The sequence below is a fragment of the Bradyrhizobium sp. SZCCHNR1015 genome (assembly GCF_032489875.1).
Lineage (GTDB): Bacteria > Pseudomonadota > Alphaproteobacteria > Rhizobiales > Xanthobacteraceae > Bradyrhizobium.
Window position 1 is genome coordinate 123,311 of sequence record NZ_JAUEYW010000002.1, and the last position, 17,574, is coordinate 140,884.

Genomic DNA, 17,574 nt, shown 5'->3' on the forward strand with positions numbered 1-17,574 from the left:
TCTTCCACAAGTTGCGGAACCGCCCCCATGACCTTTACGCTTCCCCCCCTGCCTTACGCCTATGAAGCCCTCGGACCCTACATGTCCAAGGAGACGCTCGAGTACCATCACGACAAGCATCATCAGGCCTATGTGACCAACGGCAACAATGCGATCAAGGGGACCGAATTCGAAGGCAAGTCCCTCGAGGAGATCGTCAAGGGCTCGTTCGGCAAGAACCCCGCCGTCTTCAACAATGCCGGCCAGCATTTCAACCACATCCATTTCTGGTCCTGGATGAAGCCGAATGGCGGTGGCTCCAAGCTGCCCGGCCGGCTCGAGAAGAAGATCGACGAGGATCTCGGCGGCTTCGAGAAGTTCAAGGCCGACTTCGCCGCCGCCGGCGTCGGCCAGTTCGGCTCGGGCTGGTGCTGGCTCTCGGTCAAGAACGGCAAGCTGGAGATCTCCAAGACCCCGAACGGCGAGAACCCGCTGGTGCACGGCGCGACCCCGATCCTCGGCTGCGACGTCTGGGAGCACTCCTACTACATCGACTATCGCAACCGCCGTCCCGACTATCTGAAGGCGTTCGTCGAGAATCTCATCAACTGGGACTACGTCGACGAGCTCTACGGCAAGGCTGTCTGATCGCTTATGATCCACGGAGGAGGGCGGTGAGCTCTAAGCTCGCCGCCCTTTTTCGTGACAGGATATTGACGCGACCGGTCCTTGCAAGCGAAGGCGCGTTTCGGCAAGAATTTTGCTGGTGAGGTGCGGAGGGTAGGGCATCCGTTCTCCGGCGCCGTGTGCAAGGTCAGGTTCTGTGAATCAATTGTTGGGCTATCTTCTCGTCTTCGTCGGCGGTGGCTGCGGCGCCTCGCTCCGGCACGCGATCAACATGGCGAGCGCCCGCGCGCTCGGCACCGATTTTCCGTGGGGCACCTTCATCATCAACATCACCGGCTCCACCGTGATGGGGCTGATCGCCGGCTACCTCGCCTTCAAGGGCGGCGCCTCTCAGCATTGGCGGCTGTTCCTGATGACCGGCATCCTCGGCGGCTACACGACCTTCTCGGCATTCTCGCTCGATACCGCGCTGCTCTATGAGCGCGGCGCACCGGGGCTGGCGGCGTTGTATGTGCTGGGCTCGGTCGGCATCTCCATCGCCGGCCTGTTCGGCGGCCTGGCGCTGGTGCGGGTCTTGAGCTGAGGCATCTTCGGCTCCCGCTGGCGCTAATGGCCCCGGAAACATTCCGGGCCTCATGGTTCGAGACGCGCCTTTCGGCGCTCCTCACCATGAGGGGCAGCTTCGTAGCCAGCGTGGCACGTTGATCGGAAACAGCGTGTTGACGGCGCGAGGGCCGCTGCGATCTGCTCAGTCCAGTCCAGAGTGCGAACCTTCGCTCCTCACCCTGAGGAGCCCGCCGCAGGCGGGCGTCTCGAAGGGCGAGGCCCGCACGAGCGGGCGTCAATGGTGACGGCCTTGCATAGCGCGCCGCCGGTGGACAGGGGTGATGTTATAATGTAACATTATAACGAAATGACCCAGTCCGCGCTCCAGAGCCACGATCACAGCCATGCGCATGGCGCGCACGGGCATGGCCACGGCCACAATCACGCCCACGGTCATGGTCCGGGCGCGCCGCATCCGGCGCAGCCGGCGTCCTGGTCGATCCTGCGGATGCCCGTGACGACACGGCTGGGGGCCGCGATCGCGGCCAGCGCGGTGCTCTGGGTCATCGTCATCATGGCGATGCGGTGAGGATGGCGATGGTGCAGCTGCAGTTCCGGGACGTCACGCTCGGCTATGACCGGCACCCGGCCGTGCATCATCTTTCGGGCGACGTGGCGGAGGGCGCGCTGCTGGCCGTGATCGGTCCCAACGGCGCCGGTAAATCGACCTTGTTCCGCGGCATCGTCGGCCTGTTGAAGCCGCTCGCCGGCAGCATCACGGCCGCCGGCCTCAAGCCGCGCGAGATCGCCTATCTGCCGCAGATCGCCGACATCGACCGCTCTTTCCCGATCTCGGTGTTCGATTTCGTCAGCACCGGACTGTGGCGCAGCACCGGCATGTTCGGCGGCATCGGCGCGGCCGCGCGCGAGAAGATCGCCCGGGCCATCGCCGCCGTCGGCCTCACCGGCTTCGAGGGCCGCGGCATCGGCACGCTGTCGGGCGGCCAGATGCAGCGCATGCTGTTCGCGCGCGTGCTGCTGCAGGATGCCCGCGTGATCGTGCTCGACGAGCCGTTCAACGCGATGGATTCCAAGACCTCGGCCGACCTTCTGCAACTGATCGAGCACTGGCATGGCGAGCGGCGCACCGTGCTGGCGGCGCTGCACGACATGGACATGGTGCGCGCGCATTTCCCGCAGACCCTGCTGCTGGCGCGCGAGGCCGTGGCCTGGGGGCCGACGGCGGAGGTGCTGACGACGGACAATCTCGCGCAGGCGCGCCGGATGTGCGAGGCGTTCGACGACGCCGCCGCGCCCTGCGTGCCCGCGCCAGCCTCCAAGGCGGCATGATGCTGCGCGAGGTGCTGTTCGCTCCGTTCTCGGATTTCGAGTTCATGCGCCGCGCGCTCGCCGCGGTCATCGCGCTGTCGCTCGGCTCCGGACCGATCGGCGTCTTCCTGATGCTCAGGCGCATGAGCCTGGTCGGCGACGCCATGGCGCATGCGATCCTGCCGGGAGCCGCGATCGGCTTCCTACTGTCGGGGCTCAATCTGTTCGCGATGACGACCGGCGGGCTGATCGCAGGCTTCGCCGTGGCGCTGCTGTCGGGCCTGGTGTCGCGCTCGACCGGGCTGAAGGAGGACGCGTCGCTCGCGACCTTCTATCTGGCGTCACTGGCGATCGGTGTCACCATCGTCTCGGTCAAGGGCACCAATATCGATCTGCTGCACGTGCTGTTCGGCAACATCCTGGCGATGGACGATCCGACCCTGCTGATGGTGGCCTTCAATGCCACGCTCACCCTGGTCGTGCTCGCCGTGATCTATCGCCCGCTGGTGGTCGAGAGCGTCGACCCGCTGTTCCTGCGCACCGTCAGCCGCGCCGGCGCGCCGGCGCACCTGATCTTCCTCGGCCTGATCGTGGTCAACCTCGTCAACGGCTTCCAGGCGCTCGGCACCTTGCTCGCGGTCGGCCTGATGATCCTGCCGGCGGGCATCGCCCGGTTCTGGTCGCGCGACGTCACGCCGATGATCTGCATCGCCGTCACCTCCGCGATCGTCTCCGGCTATGTCGGCCTGGTGCTGTCGTTCCAGACCCGCATTCCCTCGGGGCCAGCGATCATCCTGGTCGCGTCGCTCCTCTATCTCGGCTCGGTGCTGTTCGGACGCGTGGGCGGCGTGCTTCCGCAACTGTTTCCGGGACGTCACCTCGAAGCCTGAAGTCCATCCCCATGAAACGTTTGCTGTCCGTCCTCACTCTGCTGCTGTCGCTCGTCGCCCCCGCATCGGCCGAGACCCGGCTGAACGTCGTCACCAGCTTCTCGATCCTCGCCGACTTCGTCCGCCAGGTCGGCGGCGACAAGGTCAGTGTCGCCTCGCTGGTCGGGCCGGACAGCGACGTGCACGTCTACACGCCGACGCCGCATGATGCGAAGGACGTCGGCGCCGCGCGGCTCTTGATCGTCAACGGCCTCGGGCTGGAGGGCTGGCTGCCGCGGCTGCAGCAGGCCTCCGGCAGCAAGGCGCCGATCATCACGGCCACGCAGGGCATCAGGCCGCGCAAGCGCGGCACGGATGCCGATCCGCATGCCTGGCAGTCGGTCGGCAATGCCAAGGTCTACGTACGGAATATCCGCGACGCGCTGGTGGCGGCCGACCCCGCAGACGCGGAGGTCTTCAAGGCCAATGCGGAGCGCTACCTCGCCGAGCTCGATGCGCTCGACCGCGAGGTCCGCGCCGAGATCGACAAGATCCCGGCCGAGCGGCGCAAGGTGATCTCGACCCATGACGCCTTCGGCTATTTCGCCGATGCCTATGGCGTCGCCTTCATCGCCCCGCTCGGCGTCTCCACCGAGACCGAGCCCTCGGCCCGCGACGTCGCCGAGATCATCCGCCAGGTGAAAAAAACAGGGATTCCGGCCGTCTTCCTGGAGAATTTCAACGATGACCGGCTGGTCGGCCGGATCGCCGCCGAGACCGGCGCCAAGATCGGCGGTACGCTGTATTCCGACGCCCTGAGCGATGAAAAGGGCCCCGTTCCCACTTACATTGCCATGGTCAGGCACAATATAAGGGCCTTGACGAGCGCGCTGGTCCGTTAGGGTTTTCAAGCCCTCGCGGCCAGCGCTTTTGAGCCATTTTCGATGCGATCTGAGGTTTTCGGAGTGAGCATGTCCGACGCGAGCAAGACACCAGTGACGGTCCTGACCGGCTATCTCGGGGCGGGCAAGACCACGCTTCTGAACCGCATCCTCTCGGAAGACCACGGCAAGAAGTACGCCGTCATCGTCAACGAATTCGGCGAGATCGGCATCGACAACGATCTCATCGTCGGCGCCGATGAGGAAGTGTTCGAGATGAACAATGGCTGCATCTGTTGCACGGTGCGCGGCGACCTCGTGCGCATCATCTCCGGCCTGATGCGGCGCAAGGGCAAGTTCGACGCCATCATCGTCGAGACCACCGGGCTCGCCGACCCCGCGCCGGTGGCGCAGACCTTCTTCGTCGACGAGGACGTGCAGAAGAACGCCCGGCTCGATGCGGTGGTGACGGTGGCCGACGCGAAGTGGCTGTCGGACCGGCTCAAGGATGCGCCGGAGGCCAAGAACCAGATCGCGTTCGCCGACGTCATCGTGCTCAACAAGACCGATCTCGTCAGCAAGCCGGAGCTCGCCGAGGTCGAGGCGCGCATCCGCGCCATCAACCCCTACGCAAAGCTGCATCGCACCGAGCGCTGCCAGATCGCGATCTCCGATGTGCTGGAGCGCGGCGCGTTCGATCTCGATCGTATCCTGGAGATCGAGCCGCAATTCCTCGAAGCCGGCGACGACCACGATCATCACCATCATGATCACGACCACGGTCATGATCATCATCACCACCATCACGATCACGGCCTGAAGCACTATCACGACGAGGAGATGCAGTCGCTGTCGCTGCGTTCCGACAAGCCGCTCGATCCGTCGAAGTTCATGCCGTGGCTGCAGAACCTGGTGCAGACCGAGGGCGGCAAGATCCTGCGCTCCAAGGGCATCCTGGCGTTTCAGGACGATGACGACCGCTACGTCTTCCAGGGCGTGCACATGATGCTGGAAGGCGATCATCAGCGGAAGTGGAAGCCGGATGAGGCGCGCCAGAGCCGCGTCGTCTTCATCGGCCGCGAGTTGCCGGAAGACGCCATCCGCGAAGGCTTCGAACGCTGCATCGTGACCTGATGACGTCGTTCGACCAGGGCGGCGAGGCCGCATCCATCGTCTCCGTCACCGACAAGGTGAAGCAGGTCGCGCTCGGCATGGCCGTCACGGCCGTGCACTATCTCGGCGACCGCGCGGTCTTCGTCGGCACCGAGGAGAGCGTCGCGGTTGTCGACGCCGAGGGCGAGATCAGCAAGATCGAGGTATCAGGCGGCGGCATCCTGTCGGCGGTGTCGGACGGATCGCGCATCCTGTTCGGCGGTGATGACGGCAAGGTCTCCGCGCTCGACAAGGCCGGCAGCGTCAGCGTGCTCGCCACCGATCCGAAGCGGCGCTGGATCGACAACGTCGCGGTTCATCCGGACGGTGCGATCGCCTGGTCGGTCGGCAAGACCGCGTTCGTGCGCGCGCCGAAGGGCGAGGAGAAGTCGCTCGAGGTGCCCTCGACCGCGGGCGGACTGGCGTTCGCGCCGAAGGGCCTGCGGCTCGCGATCGCGCATTACAACGGCGCGACCTTGTGGTTTCCGAACATGGCGGGCGAGCCGGAATTCCTCGGCTGGGCCGGCTCGCATCACGCCGTCACGTTCAGCCCGGACAACAAGTTCCTGGTCACCGCGATGCACGAGCCGGCGCTGCATGGCTGGCGGCTGGCCGATTCCCGGCACATGCGCATGACCGGCTACCCGTCGCGGGTCAAGTCGATGTCGTGGGGCAGCGGCGGGCGCTTTCTCGCCACCTCCGGCGCCGACATGGTCATCCTCTGGCCGTTCGTCGGCAAGGACGGCCCGATGGGCAAGGAGCCGGCGATGCTGGCGCCGATGAAGGCCAAGGTCACCGCGGTCGCCTGCCATCCCAAGCAGGACATCCTGGCCTGCGGCTACGAGGACGGCACCGTGCTGATGGTGCGGATGCAGGACGGCGCCGAGATCCTGGTGCGGCGGAACGAGACACCGCCGGTCGTGGCGCTGGGCTGGAATGCCGCGGGAACGTGGCTCGCTTTCTCCGATGAAAGTGGCGAGGCGGGCCTGCTGCGGCTGTAACGGCGCGTTCCAGGGCGGGGATGGGGCGTTGGGGCGCAGGTCCCAATGGGAACCTCGCCCCCTTCCATTCGTTGTTCCGCACATCACATGATGCGGATGACAGCCATGGCCTCGATCAACAGCAAACGGACGTTGCGAAGGGACCTGTGGCTCGCAGGCGGCCTGCTCGGCCTTGGCGCACTGGTGGCGATCATCTCGCTGACCGAGATCAAGGCCAACCATCTCGACCAGGTGGCCCAGGCGACGCCCGAACCGTCGGCGACGCCAGCCGAATCCAAGCCCGGCGGCACCCGCCCGACCACACCGGCGCCCGAGCCGGCGCGCCCCGATCCGGCTGCTCAGCAGGAAGGCGCCAAGCCCGCGCTGCCGCCGGCTCCCGCCGAGAAGGTCGCGCCGCCGATGCAGAAGAAGTAGCTGGCCGCTGCGAGCTAAGTGCTCGATCATCCGCACTCTGCCTCAACATCGTCATGCCCGGGCTCGTCCCACGGCTGTCCGGTTCAGCTTCCGCATATTGCGAGGCTCAACTGTTGTGGGTTTTTGGCAAGTTGGGGTGGCCCCGTGAGCAATTGATCGATGGGGCGGCGATGCATGAGGTTGGTGCGGACCAATCTGGCAAAGACCAAGGGGCTTTGGATTGCCTTCTGAAGGTCTTGCGCGAGGCGAAGCAAGAGGAAGGCGATCAGGGCAACGGCGATCTGGATACGAACGGCGTTCTCAGAAGTCCCGAGGAACCTGGTGATCTTGAGGGTCTGCTTGACCCAACGAAAGAACAACTCGATGGCCCAGCGGCGACGATAGAGGTCGGCGATCTCTTGAGCGCTGGCATCGAGGTCGTTCGACAGGATGCGCAGGATCTTTCCCGTTTCCAAGGTGACGCGCACTTCGCGCACCGCAGTCTGCATTGGATTGCGGCGGCTGTAGGCTTGGCGTTGTGGAAGGAAGCCGATGCGGTCGGAGAGGATGTTGCCATCCGCGATGACAGGCAACTCCTCCACGACCCGCAGCGGCGTATTGGATTTGAACCGGGTCACGATTCGACAACCGGCGGCGTCCAGTTGAGCCCACCAAGCATATTCATAATAGCCGAGATCGAAGACGTAGGTTGCTCCCGGCTCGATGGGCATCTGATGCGCTGCAGTATTGTCGTTGACGTTGGCTCCGCTGATTGCCGCATAAATCGGCCGGTCGGCGTCGGCATCATAGATCACATGCACCTTGGCACCGCAGACACCGGTAGAGAACCGTGCCCAGCCAGCGCTGGCTTCTGTCAGCCGTACGCTGGTCGAATCAATCAAATACGTCGTCTCGGCAAGCTTGCGGCGTAACCGGCGATGGGCCTGCTTCATCATGATGGCCAACAGGGCGGCAAACATCTCCGCAGGCCGATTCATATTGGCGTCCGCGAAAGTCGAGCGGCGGACAGGGCCCCCACCCAGGTGATAAAGCCGCGCGGTGTGGCTCGACAGCCCGGTGACAATCTCACGCAGACTGGAAGCCCCCGAAAGCTGACCGTACAGCAGCGCCACAAATTGGTCTTTGGTGGAAAGCCGTCGAATCCGCGCGTCCGTGCCATGCTCGTCCACAAGCGCCTCGAAGCGATGCCAGGGGACCAACTTCAGAATGTCTCGGAATACTGTATTCTGATGCGGCATGGCGGGACCTTCCTGGTGTGTCTCGAACATTTGGCGATGCTCAAGACCGCAGAAGAATCCACGCCATGCACCATGTCCAGTCTGTCTGAACCGGACAGCCGTGGGCTCGTCCCGGGCATCCACGTGTTTCCGGCTGCGCAGGCTTCGTGGATGGCCGGGTCAAGCCCGGCCATGACGGAGGAGAGAGCGGGGCGCGAACGCGGCGACAAATTCCGCCGTCGTCCCGGCGAACGCCGGGACCCATAACCTCAGGGAGTAGCTCGGGGCAGGCTATTAGCTCCACCTCCCGCCACAGACTCGTCACGGAGTATGGGTCCCGGCTCGAGGCCGGGACGACGGCGAGGGCTTACCGCACCAGGATGTTGCGGAACTGCCAGGGATCGCTCGTATCGATGTCCTCCGGGAACAGTCCCGGCCGATCGTTCAGCGGCGTCCAGTCCGTGTAGTAGCCCTTGACCGGGCCGAGATACGGCGACTGGATCTCCAGGCAGCGGCGGAAGTCCATCTCGTCGGCCTCGACGATGCCGGCGGTTGGGTTTTCCAGCGCCCAGACCATGCCGGCGAGCACGGCCGAGGACACCTGCATGCCGGTGGCGTTCTGATAGGGCGCGATGCGGCGGGTCTCTTCGATCGACAGCTGCGAGCCGTACCAATAGGCGTTCTTGCCGTGGCCGTAGAGCAGCACGCCGAGCTCGTCGATGCCGTCGACGATCTCGTTCTCGTCGAGGATGTGCCACTTCTCCTGCATCTTGCCGGTGGCGCCGAAGATCTCGTGCAGCGACAGCACCGCGTCGTTGGCCGGGTGATAGGCGTAGTGGCAGGTCGGGCGGTACACCACCTTGTCGCCGTCGCGCACGGTGTAATAGTCGGCGATCGAGATCGACTCGTTGTGGGTCACCAGGAAGCCGTATTGCGCGCCCGGGGTCGGGCACCACGAGCGGACGCGGGTGTTGGCGCCGGGCTGCAGCAGATAGATCGCGGCACCACAGCCCTCGGTGTGGCAGCGGCCGTTCTCCGGCATCCACTTTTCATGCGTGCCCCAGCCGAGCTCGGCCGGCTGCATGCCCTCGGACACGAAACCCTCGACCGACCAGGTGTTGACGAACACGTCCATCGGCTTCGGGTTCTTGGAGCGCTGGGTGTCGCGCTCGGCGATGTGCACGCCCTTGACGCCGAGCTTCTGCATCAGCTGCGCCCAGCCCTCGCGGCTCTTCGGCTCGACGATCTCGGTCTTGGTGTCCTTGGCGATGTTCAGCAGCGCCTGCTTGACGAACCAGGAGACCATGCCGGGATTGGCGCCGCAGGTCGAAACGGCGGTGGTGCCGCCCGGGCTCTTGCGGCGCGCAGCCAGCAGCGTCTCGCGCAGCGCGTAGTTGGAGCGCTGCTCGACACCCTTCTGCTTGTCGAAATAGAAGCCGAGCCACGGCTCGACGACGGTGTCGATGTAGAGCGCACCGATCTCGCGGCACATCGTCATGATGTCGACCGAGGAGGTGTCGACCGAGAGATTGACGCAGAAGCCCTGGCCGCCGCCTTCGGTGAGCAGCGGCACCAGGAGCTCGCGGTAATTGTCGCGGGTCACGCCCTGCTGGATGAAGCGGACGCCGTGCTTCTTGGCCAGCGCGCCGTCGTCATGCGGATCGATGATGACGAACCGGCTCTTGTCGTAATCGAAATGGCGTTCGATCAGGGGCAGGGTGCCCTTGCCGATCGAGCCGAAGCCGATCATCACGATGGGGCCGGTGATCTTCGCGTGGATCTGCGAGCTCATGAATGGTTCTCCGCGAAAGGTGCGTGGGATGGATGGATTCAGGCGGCGCGCGCCTTCAGATGCCTCGCCGCGTTTAGGAGCCGCGGCGCTTGGCGGTGACTTCGATCTCGACCTTCATCTCGGGCTTGAGCAGCGCCGCGACGACGACCATCGTGGCGGCGGGGCGGATGTCGCCAAGGACCTCGCCGCAGACCGCAAAATGCGCATCGGCGTCGCTGACGTCGGTGAGGTAATAGGTCGCACGGACGATGTCGGCCATCTCGAACCCGCCCTCCTGCAGGGCGGCCGCGATGGTCTTGAAGCAGTTGCGTGACTGGCTCGTGACATCGGCCGGCATCGTCATCGTGCTGTAGTCATAGCCGGTGGTCCCGGCGACGAAGGCGAAGTCGCCATCGATCACCGCGCGGCTGTAGCCGGCGGTCTTCTCGAACGGTGATCCGGTAGAGATCAGGCGGCGGGACATGACGGACCTCGTGGGGGGATTTTTGGGGGTTAAAGAGCTTTTGCTGCACCTGCGCAACCCCTCGCGGGGCTGCTGCGGCGCCCGTTGCCGGAATGCCTAACGCAGGCGGGTGACGTCGGGTCCGGCGGGCGGGCCGCTGCTCCAGCGCCGGACCATGATGTCGCGAACGATCATGATCCCGAGCAGGATCAGCAGGAGCGTTGGCAACAGCGTTCGCCGCCGCGGCGTGGCCGCCGCCCCGGTCCTCACGCCGCGCACGATATCTGCCGCTCGCGGCGCGAGCGGCGGGCCTTGCGCTCGGCCGCTCCCGTGGCGACGATCATGCCGGTCGCCCCGTGCAGCGCGCCATCGACTAGCTCGAGCCCGAGCAGGCGCTCGCGCGCGAACGCACCAGGCAGCTCCAGCTCGGCGGTCTGCGCGACCGAGAAGCCGAAGCGGGCGTAGTAGGGCGCATCACCGAGCAGGATCACCGCGCCATGGCCGCGCGACGCCGCGATCATCAGCGCGGCATTCATCAGCGCCGCACCGACGCCGAGGCTGCGCGCCTCGGCGGCGACCGCCAGCGGGCCGAGCATCAGCGCGTCGCGTCCGCCGGCGCTGACGTGCCACAGCCGCAGCGTTCCCACGAGGACGCCGCCGCGCGTCGCCGACAAGGCGAGGCCTGCGGCGGGCGCGCGTCCGTCGCGCAGGCGCTGGCAGGTGCGCTCATGGCGATTGTCGCCAAAGCAGGCATCGAGCAGCGTCTCGCGCGCCGGGACGTCGGAGGCACGCTCGGCACGGATCACGAACGGAGCGGCAGTCCGAAGCGGCGTGGTCGAAGGGATGCGAAAAGCGGTCATGGCACGTCAGTCCCCGGCCTGCGCGGCGGACCTTGGGCTCGCGCGCAAACACGTGATGTCAGGTTGAAGATGACGGTGGATCGCTCCCTCCCCCGCTTGCGGGGGAGGGTCGGGGTGGGGGCAGCCCCACCCGAGGCTCTTGCCCATCTCACCCGCGCAGGGGCGAGGGCAGCCAGATCAGATGTGATAGGTCTTCAGCGGGGGGATGCCGTTGAAGGCCACCGACGCGTAGGTCGAGGTATACGCCCCGGTCCCCTCGATCAGCACCTTGTCGCCGATCGAGAGCGTCACCGGCAGCGGATACGGCAGCTTCTCGTACATCACGTCAGCCGAATCGCAGGTCGGGCCGGCGAGCACGCACGGGGTCATCTCCGCGCCCTCATGCGGCGTGCGGATGGCGTAGCGGATCGACTCGTCCATCGTCTCGGCGAGACCGCCGAACTTGCCGATGTCGAGATAGACCCAGCGCAGCTCGTCCTCGTCGCTCTTCTTCGAGATCAGCACCACTTCCGACTCGATGATCCCGGCATTGCCGACCATGCCGCGGCCCGGCTCGATGATCGTCTCCGGGATCTGGTTGCCGAAATGCTTGCGCAGCGCACGGAAGATCGAGCGGCCGTACTGCACGACCGGCGGCACGTCCTTCAGGTACTTGGTCGGGAAGCCCCCGCCCATGTTGACCATGGTCAGGTTGATGCCGCGCTCGGCGCAGTCACGGAACACCGTCGAGGCCATCGCCAGCGCGCGGTCCCACGCCTTCACCTTGCGCTGCTGCGAGCCGACATGGAACGAGATGCCGCACGGCTCCAGGCCCAGGCGCTTCGCCAGGTCCAGCACTTCGACCGCCATCTCGGGATCACAGCCGAACTTGCGCGACAGCGGCCACTCGGCGCCGGCGCAATCGTACAGGATGCGGCAGAACACCTTCGCGCCCGGCGCTGCGCGCGCGATCTTCTCGACCTCGGCGGCGCAGTCGACGGCGAAGAGGCGGATGCCGAGCGCATAGGCGCGCGCGATGTCCCGCTCCTTCTTGATGGTGTTGCCATAGGAGATGCGGTCCGGCGTCGCACCGGCGGCCAGCGCCATCTCGATCTCGGCGACGGTCGCCGTGTCGAAGGAGGAGCCGAGCGAGGCGAGCAGCGACAGCACTTCCGGCGCCGGGTTGGCCTTGACCGCGTAGAACACGCGGCTGTCCGGCAACGCCCGAGCGAAGCTCATGTAGTTGTCGCGCACGATCTCGAGGTCGACGACGAGACAGGGCTCGTGGTCCAGACCTTCCTCGCGGCGGTTGCGCAGGAATTCCCGGATACGTTCGGTCATAGCACCCTCCAAACGGCCCCAGCGACGAGACCCGTTCAAAATGATCCCGACACGGGTGCCTTGGCGTTGCCGCCCGATGGAAAGGCGACAAAACCTCGAACCCGTAGCCGAATTGTGCTGCCGTGGATTGGTTGGGAATTTCCCGCCCGCACACCTGGCAATGAAGGACAAGCCTTTTCAGTAGCCCGCGCCGGCTTTGGACTGCCGGTAGAGACCAAAAAAGCCCGATCCGTCGTTGCTTTAAGTCGCGTCCCCCGTTGAGAGCGGGGTGCGCCGGTTCGCCTCCGGCTGCCAGTCACGGTTGCAAAAGATGGGGTGACCTTCAGCGGCATCTCTTGAGAGAGATGCTGGGCTCTGGAGCATGACGATCTCGATCATGATGATCTTGACCGCAACGATCCGAGGGCCCCTCGGTTCCTCATCCCTTGGCGGCTGTCCGGCCTCTTGTCCGGATACCTACCGACTGACACACGACCACAGGCACGTGCGAAATTGGGCAGAAGCGGAAATAAGCGTTTTGAATTTCGTTCGCAAGGCATTTTTGGACGCGGGGAAAGATTTCCCTCATCTGTGCTTGCGCGACACACAGAGCGGCGTCGATGTCTGAACGAACGTTAAGCGAGCTTAAACTTTCGTAACGCGTTCACGCTTGCAGGACAGTGTTTTTGTGCTGTTCACGCGCGCCTGGTGAAAGGCTCGATGCGCTGCGCGCCGCGGATGAAGCCGATCATCACGAACACGCCGATCGCGAACAGCACGGCCTGAACGATGTGCGCGCCGCTATCGCCGAGCCCGAACAGAATCGCCAGCGCCCAGCCGCCGGCGAAGGCCGCACCGAACACTTCGGCACCGATCAGGATCGCCGCCGAGATGACGGTGATCACGGTCGGCCAAGCGATCTGGCGGCCGGCTTTGGAGGTGGTCTCTGCGTTCATGGTCCAGGGTCCTGTTGCGGGCCGCAATCTCTCCGAAAAGGCCCGGCCCTTCAAGGGGAAATGACCCAAAAAGGGCCGGCTCCGTGATATGAGGGGCGCATCGAACTTCCGGGAGAGGACGGACCCCAGCCGATGTCAAACACCACCGCTGTGATCGACGCCCAGACCAACCCGCTGCTCGTGGCCTGGGAGACCCCCCACCAGACACCGCCCTTCGACGCGATCAGGCCCGAGCACTTCCTGCCGGCCTTCGAGCGCGCCTTCGCCGACCATTCCGCCGAAATCACCGCGATCACTCACGATCCGGCCGAGCCCGACTTCGCCAACACCATCACGGCGCTGGAGCGCTCGGGCAAGCTGCTGTCGAAGGTCGCGGCGGTGTTCTACGACTTGGTGTCGGCGCATTCGAACCCGGCGATTCTGGAGATCGACAAGGACGTGTCGCTGCGGATGGCGCGGCACTGGAACCCGATCATGATGAATGCCGTGCTGTTTGGCCGCATCGCGCTGCTCTACGACAACCGCAAGGACCTCAAGCTCACCGGTGAGGAGCAGCGGCTCCTGGAGCGCACCTACACCCGCTTCCGCCGTGCCGGCGCCGGCCTGTCCGATGACGACAAGGTGCGGATGGCCGAGATCAACGAGAAGCTCGCCCAGCTCGGCACCACCTTCAGCCACCACGTGCTCGGCGACGAGCAGGACTGGGTCCTCGAGCTCGGCGAGGACGACCGTGCCGGCCTGTCCGAGAGCTTCGTGGCTGCCGCCAAGGCTGCGGCGGAAGAGCGCGGCATGCCCGGCAAGGCGATCGTGACCCTGTCGCGCTCCTCGGTCGAGCCGTTCCTGCAGAGCTCCGCCCGCCGCGACCTCCGCGAGAAGGTGTTCAAGGCGTTCACCGCGCGCGGCGACAATGGCAATTCCAACGACAACAACGCCGTCATCGGCGAGATCCTGGCGTTGCGCGAGCAGGCCGCCAGGATCATGGGCTTTCCCAACTTCGCCGCCTATCGCCTCGAGGATTCCATGGCGAAGACGCCGGAGGCGGTGCGCGGCCTCTTGGAGCGGGTCTGGAAGCCGGCCCGCGCCAAGGCGCTGGCCGACCGCGACCAGTTGCAGGCGATGATCACGGCGGAGGGCGGCAACTTCAAGCTCGAGGCCTGGGATTGGCGTTACTATGCCGAGAAGCTGCGCCAGGCGAAGGCCAACTTCGACGACGCGGCGATCAAGCCGTATCTTTCGCTCGATAACATAATCGCGGCCGCCTTCGATTGCGCCACGCGGCTGTTCGGCATCACCTTCGCCGAGCGCAAGGACATCCCGGTCTGGCATCCGGACGTCCGGGTGTGGGAGATCAAGGCGGCCGATGGCAGCCACAAGGCGCTGTTCTATGGCGACTACTTTGCGCGCTCGTCGAAGCGCTCCGGCGCCTGGATGACCTCGCTGCGCGACCAGCAGAAGCTCGACGGCGACACCGCGCCCTTGATCATCAACGTCTGCAACTTCGCCAAGGGCGCCGACGGCCAGCCCTCGCTGCTGTCGCCGGACGATGCGCGCACGCTGTTCCACGAGTTCGGCCACGGCCTGCACGGCATCCTGTCCAACGTGACCTATCCGTCGCTGTCGGGCACTGCCGTGTTCACCGACTTCGTCGAGCTGCCGTCGCAGCTCTACGAGCACTGGCAGGAGCGCCCCGAGGTGCTGCAAACCTTCGCGCGTCACTACCAGACCGGCGAGCCGCTGCCGCAGGACCTGCTCGACCGCTTCCTGGCGGCGCGCCGCTTCAACCAGGGCTTTGCCACGGTCGAGTTCGTCTCCTCGGCGCTGATCGACCTCGAGTTCCACACCCAGCCGGCATCGGCTTCGAAGGATGTGCGCGCGTTCGAAAAGGCCGAGATGGAGAAGATCGGCATGCCGCCCGAGATCGCGCTGCGCCACCGGCCGACTCAATTCGGCCATATCTTCTCGGGAGACCATTATGCGGCGGGCTATTACAGCTACATGTGGTCGGAGGTGATGGATGCGGATGCCTTCGGCGCCTTCGAGGAAGCCGGCAACATCTTCGATCCCACCGTCGCCAAGCGGCTCCACGACAACGTCTATTCCTCGGGCGGCTCGCTCGATCCGGAAGCGGCGTATGTCGCGTTCCGGGGCCGCGAGCCCGAGCCCGACGCGCTGCTCCGCCGACGTGGCCTGCTCGATGTCCCCGCGGCGGCTTGAGGTGAAGGGGATGGCGGTGGTTCGTTTCGTTCTCGGTGCGCTGATGCTCGTGCTCGGCGCGAGCGCGGCGAGCGCCCATCCGCATGTCTGGGTCACCGCGACCAGCGAGCTGCTCTACGCGGCCGACGGTTCGCTGACCGGCGTGCGGCACGCCTGGACCTTCGACGACATGTTCGCGACCTACGCGTTGCAGGGCCTCGAGACCAAGCAGAAGGGCGTCTACACCCGCGAGGAGCTGGCGCCGCTGGCGCAGACCAATGCCGAGTCGCTGAAGGAATATGCCTACTTCACCTTCATCAAGTCCGACGGCCGCAAGCAGAAGCTCGAGGATCCCGTCGACTACTACCTCGAATACAAGGACACCAAGCTGACCCTCCACTTCACCCTGCCGCTGAAGGCGCCGGTGAAGCCCAGGGAGCTCCAGGTCGAGGTGTACGATCCCAGCTATTTCATCGATTTCCAGATGGCGGAGAAGGATCCCGTCAAGCTGGTCAGTGCTCCCGCCGGCTGCAAGTTCGGCCTGGTGAGACCGAGCGACGGCGGCTCCGTCGCGCAGACCATGAACGAACAGACATTCCTGAGCGGCGGGGCGAACGCCAATTTCGGAATGAATTTCGCCAACAATATCTCAGTGGAATGTCCATGACACCTCGCCCCAGCTCCGCCCGTCCGCTCCTCACCTGCGCTGCGATCCTCGCAGCGCTTCTCGCCGCCGACGCCGCCTCGCATGCGCTGCTCGCCAAGCCGCCATTCGGCGCGCCGGCGGAGCCGCAGGTCGGCGGCATCGTCGGCTGGCTGCTCGCCAAGCAATCGGAGTTCTACCGGCAGATGTCCGGGGCGATCCGCTCGGCCAAGCAAGATGGCTCGGCGGTGTGGTGGCTGCTGGCGATCTCGTTCGCCTACGGCATCTTCCATGCGGCTGGTCCCGGCCACGGCAAGGCCGTGATCGCGTCCTATCTCGTCGCCAACCAGGAGACGGCAAAGCGCGGCATCGTGCTCTCGTTCGCCTCGGGCCTGATGCAGTCGCTGGTCGCGGTCGTCATCGTCGGCATCGGTGCCGTGCTGCTCAACGCCACGGCTGCGAACATGTGCAGCGCCGAGAAGGTGGTGGAGATTGCAAGCTACGGCCTGATCGCGCTGCTCGGCGCACGTCTGGTCTGGGTTAAGGGCGCGGCGTTCCTGCGGACGTGGCAGCCGGCGACCCCAGCGCTGGCGCTGGCTGGTGGGCCGGCGGCTGCGGTGGTGCCGTCAGGGCATGATCACGGCCACGCGCATGATCATCAGCATCGCGCGCCTCAAGATCACCATGGGCATGACCACCATCACGGCCACGACCATCATGGACATGATCATCACCACGGTCATGCTCACACGCATGCGGCCGCGGCCCATGGTCACGCCGCTCACGATCATGTCCACCACGATCACGCCCATCATGATCACGTCCATGGCGACGATTGCGGTTGCGGCCATTCGCACGGACCCGCGCCGAGCGAGCTCGCCGGCCCCGGCGGCTGGCAGCGCGGCTTCCAGGCGATCTTCGCCGCCGGCATCCGCCCGTGCTCGGGTGCGATCCTGGTGCTGGTGTTCGCCCTGGCACAGGGAATGTTCTGGGCCGGCGTCGCCGCCACCCTCGTGATGGGTATGGGCACCGCGATCACCGTCGCCACCATCGCCGTCATCGCGGTCGCCGCCAAGGACATCGCCCGTCGCCTCAGCGCCGGCCGCGACGGCGGCGGCGCCCTGATCATGCGGGGACTGGAGTTCGGCGCGGCCGGGCTGGTGCTGCTGTTCGGTGTCGGCCTGCTGTTCGGCTACATGGCGGCGGAACGCACGACCTGCTTCTGAGCGGGGTGCGGTCAGCTACTCCGCTCCTGCGCAACACGTCCGCCGCGGCGTACTGGATGCGCCTGCGCGGGGCATGACAGCGGTGGGGTGGGCCGAGATCGCGCAAAACTATCGGTGTCGTCCCGGCCTTGAGCCGGGACCCATACTC

Annotated in this window: 18 protein-coding genes; 12 read left to right on the forward strand and 6 right to left on the reverse strand. The window is 65.6% G+C overall.

Features of this window, described 5'->3' with window-relative positions; all coding sequences use genetic code 11:
• Nucleotides 1-27 precede the first annotated feature (27 nt).
• The 9 genes from QX128_RS04320 to QX128_RS04360 all read left to right on the forward strand — a co-directional run bounded on the left by QX128_RS04320 (nucleotide 28) and on the right by QX128_RS04360 (nucleotide 6,798).
• Complete coding sequence (locus QX128_RS04320) at nucleotides 28-627, forward strand: superoxide dismutase (RefSeq protein ID WP_315801788.1); 600 nt, start codon at nucleotides 28-30, stop codon at nucleotides 625-627.
• A gap of 175 nt (nucleotides 628-802) precedes the next feature.
• A complete protein-coding gene (gene crcB, locus QX128_RS04325; protein ID WP_315801789.1) occupies nucleotides 803-1,189 on the forward strand; it encodes a fluoride efflux transporter CrcB in 387 nt (128 codons plus the stop codon).
• A gap of 330 nt (nucleotides 1,190-1,519) precedes the next feature.
• The gene (locus QX128_RS04330) at nucleotides 1,520-1,741 is read left to right on the forward strand and encodes a hypothetical protein (RefSeq protein WP_315801790.1); all 222 of its coding nucleotides are present in this window, start codon (nucleotides 1,520-1,522) and stop codon (nucleotides 1,739-1,741) included.
• Between the two features lie 2 nt (nucleotides 1,742-1,743).
• Complete coding sequence (locus QX128_RS04335) at nucleotides 1,744-2,502, forward strand: ABC transporter ATP-binding protein (protein WP_315801791.1); 759 nt, start codon at nucleotides 1,744-1,746, stop codon at nucleotides 2,500-2,502.
• A complete protein-coding gene (locus tag QX128_RS04340; RefSeq protein WP_316236776.1) occupies nucleotides 2,499-3,371 on the forward strand; it encodes a metal ABC transporter permease in 873 nt (290 codons plus the stop codon). The genes QX128_RS04335 and QX128_RS04340 overlap by 4 nt, the downstream gene beginning before the upstream one ends.
• Nucleotides 3,372-3,382: 11 nt before the next feature.
• Nucleotides 3,383-4,252 (forward strand): metal ABC transporter substrate-binding protein, encoded by an 870-nt coding sequence (locus QX128_RS04345; RefSeq protein ID WP_315801792.1) that lies wholly within the window; start codon nucleotides 3,383-3,385, stop codon nucleotides 4,250-4,252.
• 69 nt (nucleotides 4,253-4,321) lie between these two features.
• Nucleotides 4,322-5,365, forward strand: coding sequence for a CobW family GTP-binding protein (locus QX128_RS04350; RefSeq protein WP_409997906.1), 1,044 nt, complete (start codon nucleotides 4,322-4,324; stop codon nucleotides 5,363-5,365).
• Nucleotides 5,365-6,384 (forward strand): WD40 repeat domain-containing protein, encoded by a 1,020-nt coding sequence (locus QX128_RS04355; RefSeq protein ID WP_316217195.1) that lies wholly within the window; start codon nucleotides 5,365-5,367, stop codon nucleotides 6,382-6,384. The genes QX128_RS04350 and QX128_RS04355 overlap by 1 nt, the downstream gene beginning before the upstream one ends.
• 105 nt (nucleotides 6,385-6,489) lie before the next feature.
• The gene (locus QX128_RS04360; RefSeq protein ID WP_316236777.1) at nucleotides 6,490-6,798 is read left to right on the forward strand and encodes a hypothetical protein; all 309 of its coding nucleotides are present in this window, start codon (nucleotides 6,490-6,492) and stop codon (nucleotides 6,796-6,798) included.
• A gap of 83 nt (nucleotides 6,799-6,881) precedes the next feature.
• Here the strand turns inward: QX128_RS04360 and QX128_RS04365 are convergent, their stop codons facing one another.
• The 6 genes from QX128_RS04365 to QX128_RS04390 form a co-directional block, all read right to left on the reverse strand.
• Nucleotides 6,882-8,036, reverse strand: coding sequence for an IS4 family transposase (locus QX128_RS04365; RefSeq protein ID WP_315800429.1), 1,155 nt, complete (start codon nucleotides 8,034-8,036; stop codon nucleotides 6,882-6,884).
• Between the two features lie 346 nt (nucleotides 8,037-8,382).
• Nucleotides 8,383-9,807, reverse strand: a complete 1,425-nt coding sequence (locus tag QX128_RS04370) for a homospermidine synthase (protein ID WP_316236778.1) — start codon at nucleotides 9,805-9,807, stop codon at nucleotides 8,383-8,385.
• A gap of 73 nt (nucleotides 9,808-9,880) precedes the next feature.
• Nucleotides 9,881-10,270: a RidA family protein gene (locus QX128_RS04375; protein WP_316236779.1), complete on the reverse strand. Its 390-nt coding sequence runs from the start codon at nucleotides 10,268-10,270 to the stop codon at nucleotides 9,881-9,883.
• Between the two features lie 245 nt (nucleotides 10,271-10,515).
• Complete coding sequence (locus tag QX128_RS04380) at nucleotides 10,516-11,109, reverse strand: N-acetyltransferase (RefSeq protein WP_316179637.1); 594 nt, start codon at nucleotides 11,107-11,109, stop codon at nucleotides 10,516-10,518.
• A gap of 177 nt (nucleotides 11,110-11,286) precedes the next feature.
• A complete protein-coding gene (locus QX128_RS04385) occupies nucleotides 11,287-12,429 on the reverse strand; it encodes a type III PLP-dependent enzyme (RefSeq protein ID WP_315716540.1) in 1,143 nt (380 codons plus the stop codon).
• Between the two features lie 674 nt (nucleotides 12,430-13,103).
• The gene (locus QX128_RS04390; RefSeq protein WP_315801799.1) at nucleotides 13,104-13,364 is read right to left on the reverse strand and encodes a hypothetical protein; all 261 of its coding nucleotides are present in this window, start codon (nucleotides 13,362-13,364) and stop codon (nucleotides 13,104-13,106) included.
• Between the two features lie 132 nt (nucleotides 13,365-13,496).
• On the opposite strand from QX128_RS04390, the gene QX128_RS04395 reads away from it, so the two are divergent.
• From QX128_RS04395 to QX128_RS04405, 3 genes are read left to right on the forward strand one after another with little or no spacing between them, the layout of a single operon-like run.
• A complete protein-coding gene (locus QX128_RS04395) occupies nucleotides 13,497-15,578 on the forward strand; it encodes a M3 family metallopeptidase (protein ID WP_316236780.1) in 2,082 nt (693 codons plus the stop codon).
• Between the two features lie 10 nt (nucleotides 15,579-15,588).
• Nucleotides 15,589-16,224, forward strand: coding sequence for a DUF1007 family protein (locus QX128_RS04400; protein ID WP_316236781.1), 636 nt, complete (start codon nucleotides 15,589-15,591; stop codon nucleotides 16,222-16,224).
• Nucleotides 16,221-17,426, forward strand: a complete 1,206-nt coding sequence (locus QX128_RS04405) for a nickel/cobalt transporter (RefSeq protein ID WP_316236782.1) — start codon at nucleotides 16,221-16,223, stop codon at nucleotides 17,424-17,426. Before QX128_RS04400 ends, QX128_RS04405 begins: the two co-directional genes overlap by 4 nt.
• Nucleotides 17,427-17,574 lie beyond the last annotated feature (148 nt).

Excerpts from the sequence above, each read along its gene's own strand:
- QX128_RS04350 (WP_409997906.1), top strand. The coding sequence starts at position 4,322 with ATGTCCGACGCGAGCAAGACACCAGTGACGGTCCTGACCGGCTATCTC.
- QX128_RS04365 (WP_315800429.1), bottom strand. The coding sequence starts at position 8,036 with ATGCCGCATCAGAATACAGTATTCCGAGACATTCTGAAGTTGGTCCCC.
- QX128_RS04335 (WP_315801791.1), top strand. The coding sequence starts at position 1,744 with ATGGCGATGGTGCAGCTGCAGTTCCGGGACGTCACGCTCGGCTATGAC.
- QX128_RS04400 (WP_316236781.1), top strand. The coding sequence starts at position 15,589 with ATGGCGGTGGTTCGTTTCGTTCTCGGTGCGCTGATGCTCGTGCTCGGC.
- QX128_RS04370 (WP_316236778.1), bottom strand. The coding sequence starts at position 9,807 with ATGAGCTCGCAGATCCACGCGAAGATCACCGGCCCCATCGTGATGATC.
- QX128_RS04345 (WP_315801792.1), top strand. The coding sequence starts at position 3,383 with ATGAAACGTTTGCTGTCCGTCCTCACTCTGCTGCTGTCGCTCGTCGCC.
- QX128_RS04405 (WP_316236782.1), top strand. The coding sequence starts at position 16,221 with ATGACACCTCGCCCCAGCTCCGCCCGTCCGCTCCTCACCTGCGCTGCG.
- QX128_RS04385 (WP_315716540.1), bottom strand. The coding sequence starts at position 12,429 with ATGACCGAACGTATCCGGGAATTCCTGCGCAACCGCCGCGAGGAAGGT.
- QX128_RS04380 (WP_316179637.1), bottom strand. The coding sequence starts at position 11,109 with ATGACCGCTTTTCGCATCCCTTCGACCACGCCGCTTCGGACTGCCGCT.
- QX128_RS04360 (WP_316236777.1), top strand. The coding sequence starts at position 6,490 with ATGGCCTCGATCAACAGCAAACGGACGTTGCGAAGGGACCTGTGGCTC.
- QX128_RS04340 (WP_316236776.1), top strand. The coding sequence starts at position 2,499 with ATGATGCTGCGCGAGGTGCTGTTCGCTCCGTTCTCGGATTTCGAGTTC.
- QX128_RS04395 (WP_316236780.1), top strand. The coding sequence starts at position 13,497 with ATGTCAAACACCACCGCTGTGATCGACGCCCAGACCAACCCGCTGCTC.
- QX128_RS04320 (WP_315801788.1), top strand. The coding sequence starts at position 28 with ATGACCTTTACGCTTCCCCCCCTGCCTTACGCCTATGAAGCCCTCGGA.
- QX128_RS04390 (WP_315801799.1), bottom strand. The coding sequence starts at position 13,364 with ATGAACGCAGAGACCACCTCCAAAGCCGGCCGCCAGATCGCTTGGCCG.
- QX128_RS04375 (WP_316236779.1), bottom strand. The coding sequence starts at position 10,270 with ATGTCCCGCCGCCTGATCTCTACCGGATCACCGTTCGAGAAGACCGCC.
- QX128_RS04330 (WP_315801790.1), top strand. The coding sequence starts at position 1,520 with ATGACCCAGTCCGCGCTCCAGAGCCACGATCACAGCCATGCGCATGGC.
- QX128_RS04355 (WP_316217195.1), top strand. The coding sequence starts at position 5,365 with ATGACGTCGTTCGACCAGGGCGGCGAGGCCGCATCCATCGTCTCCGTC.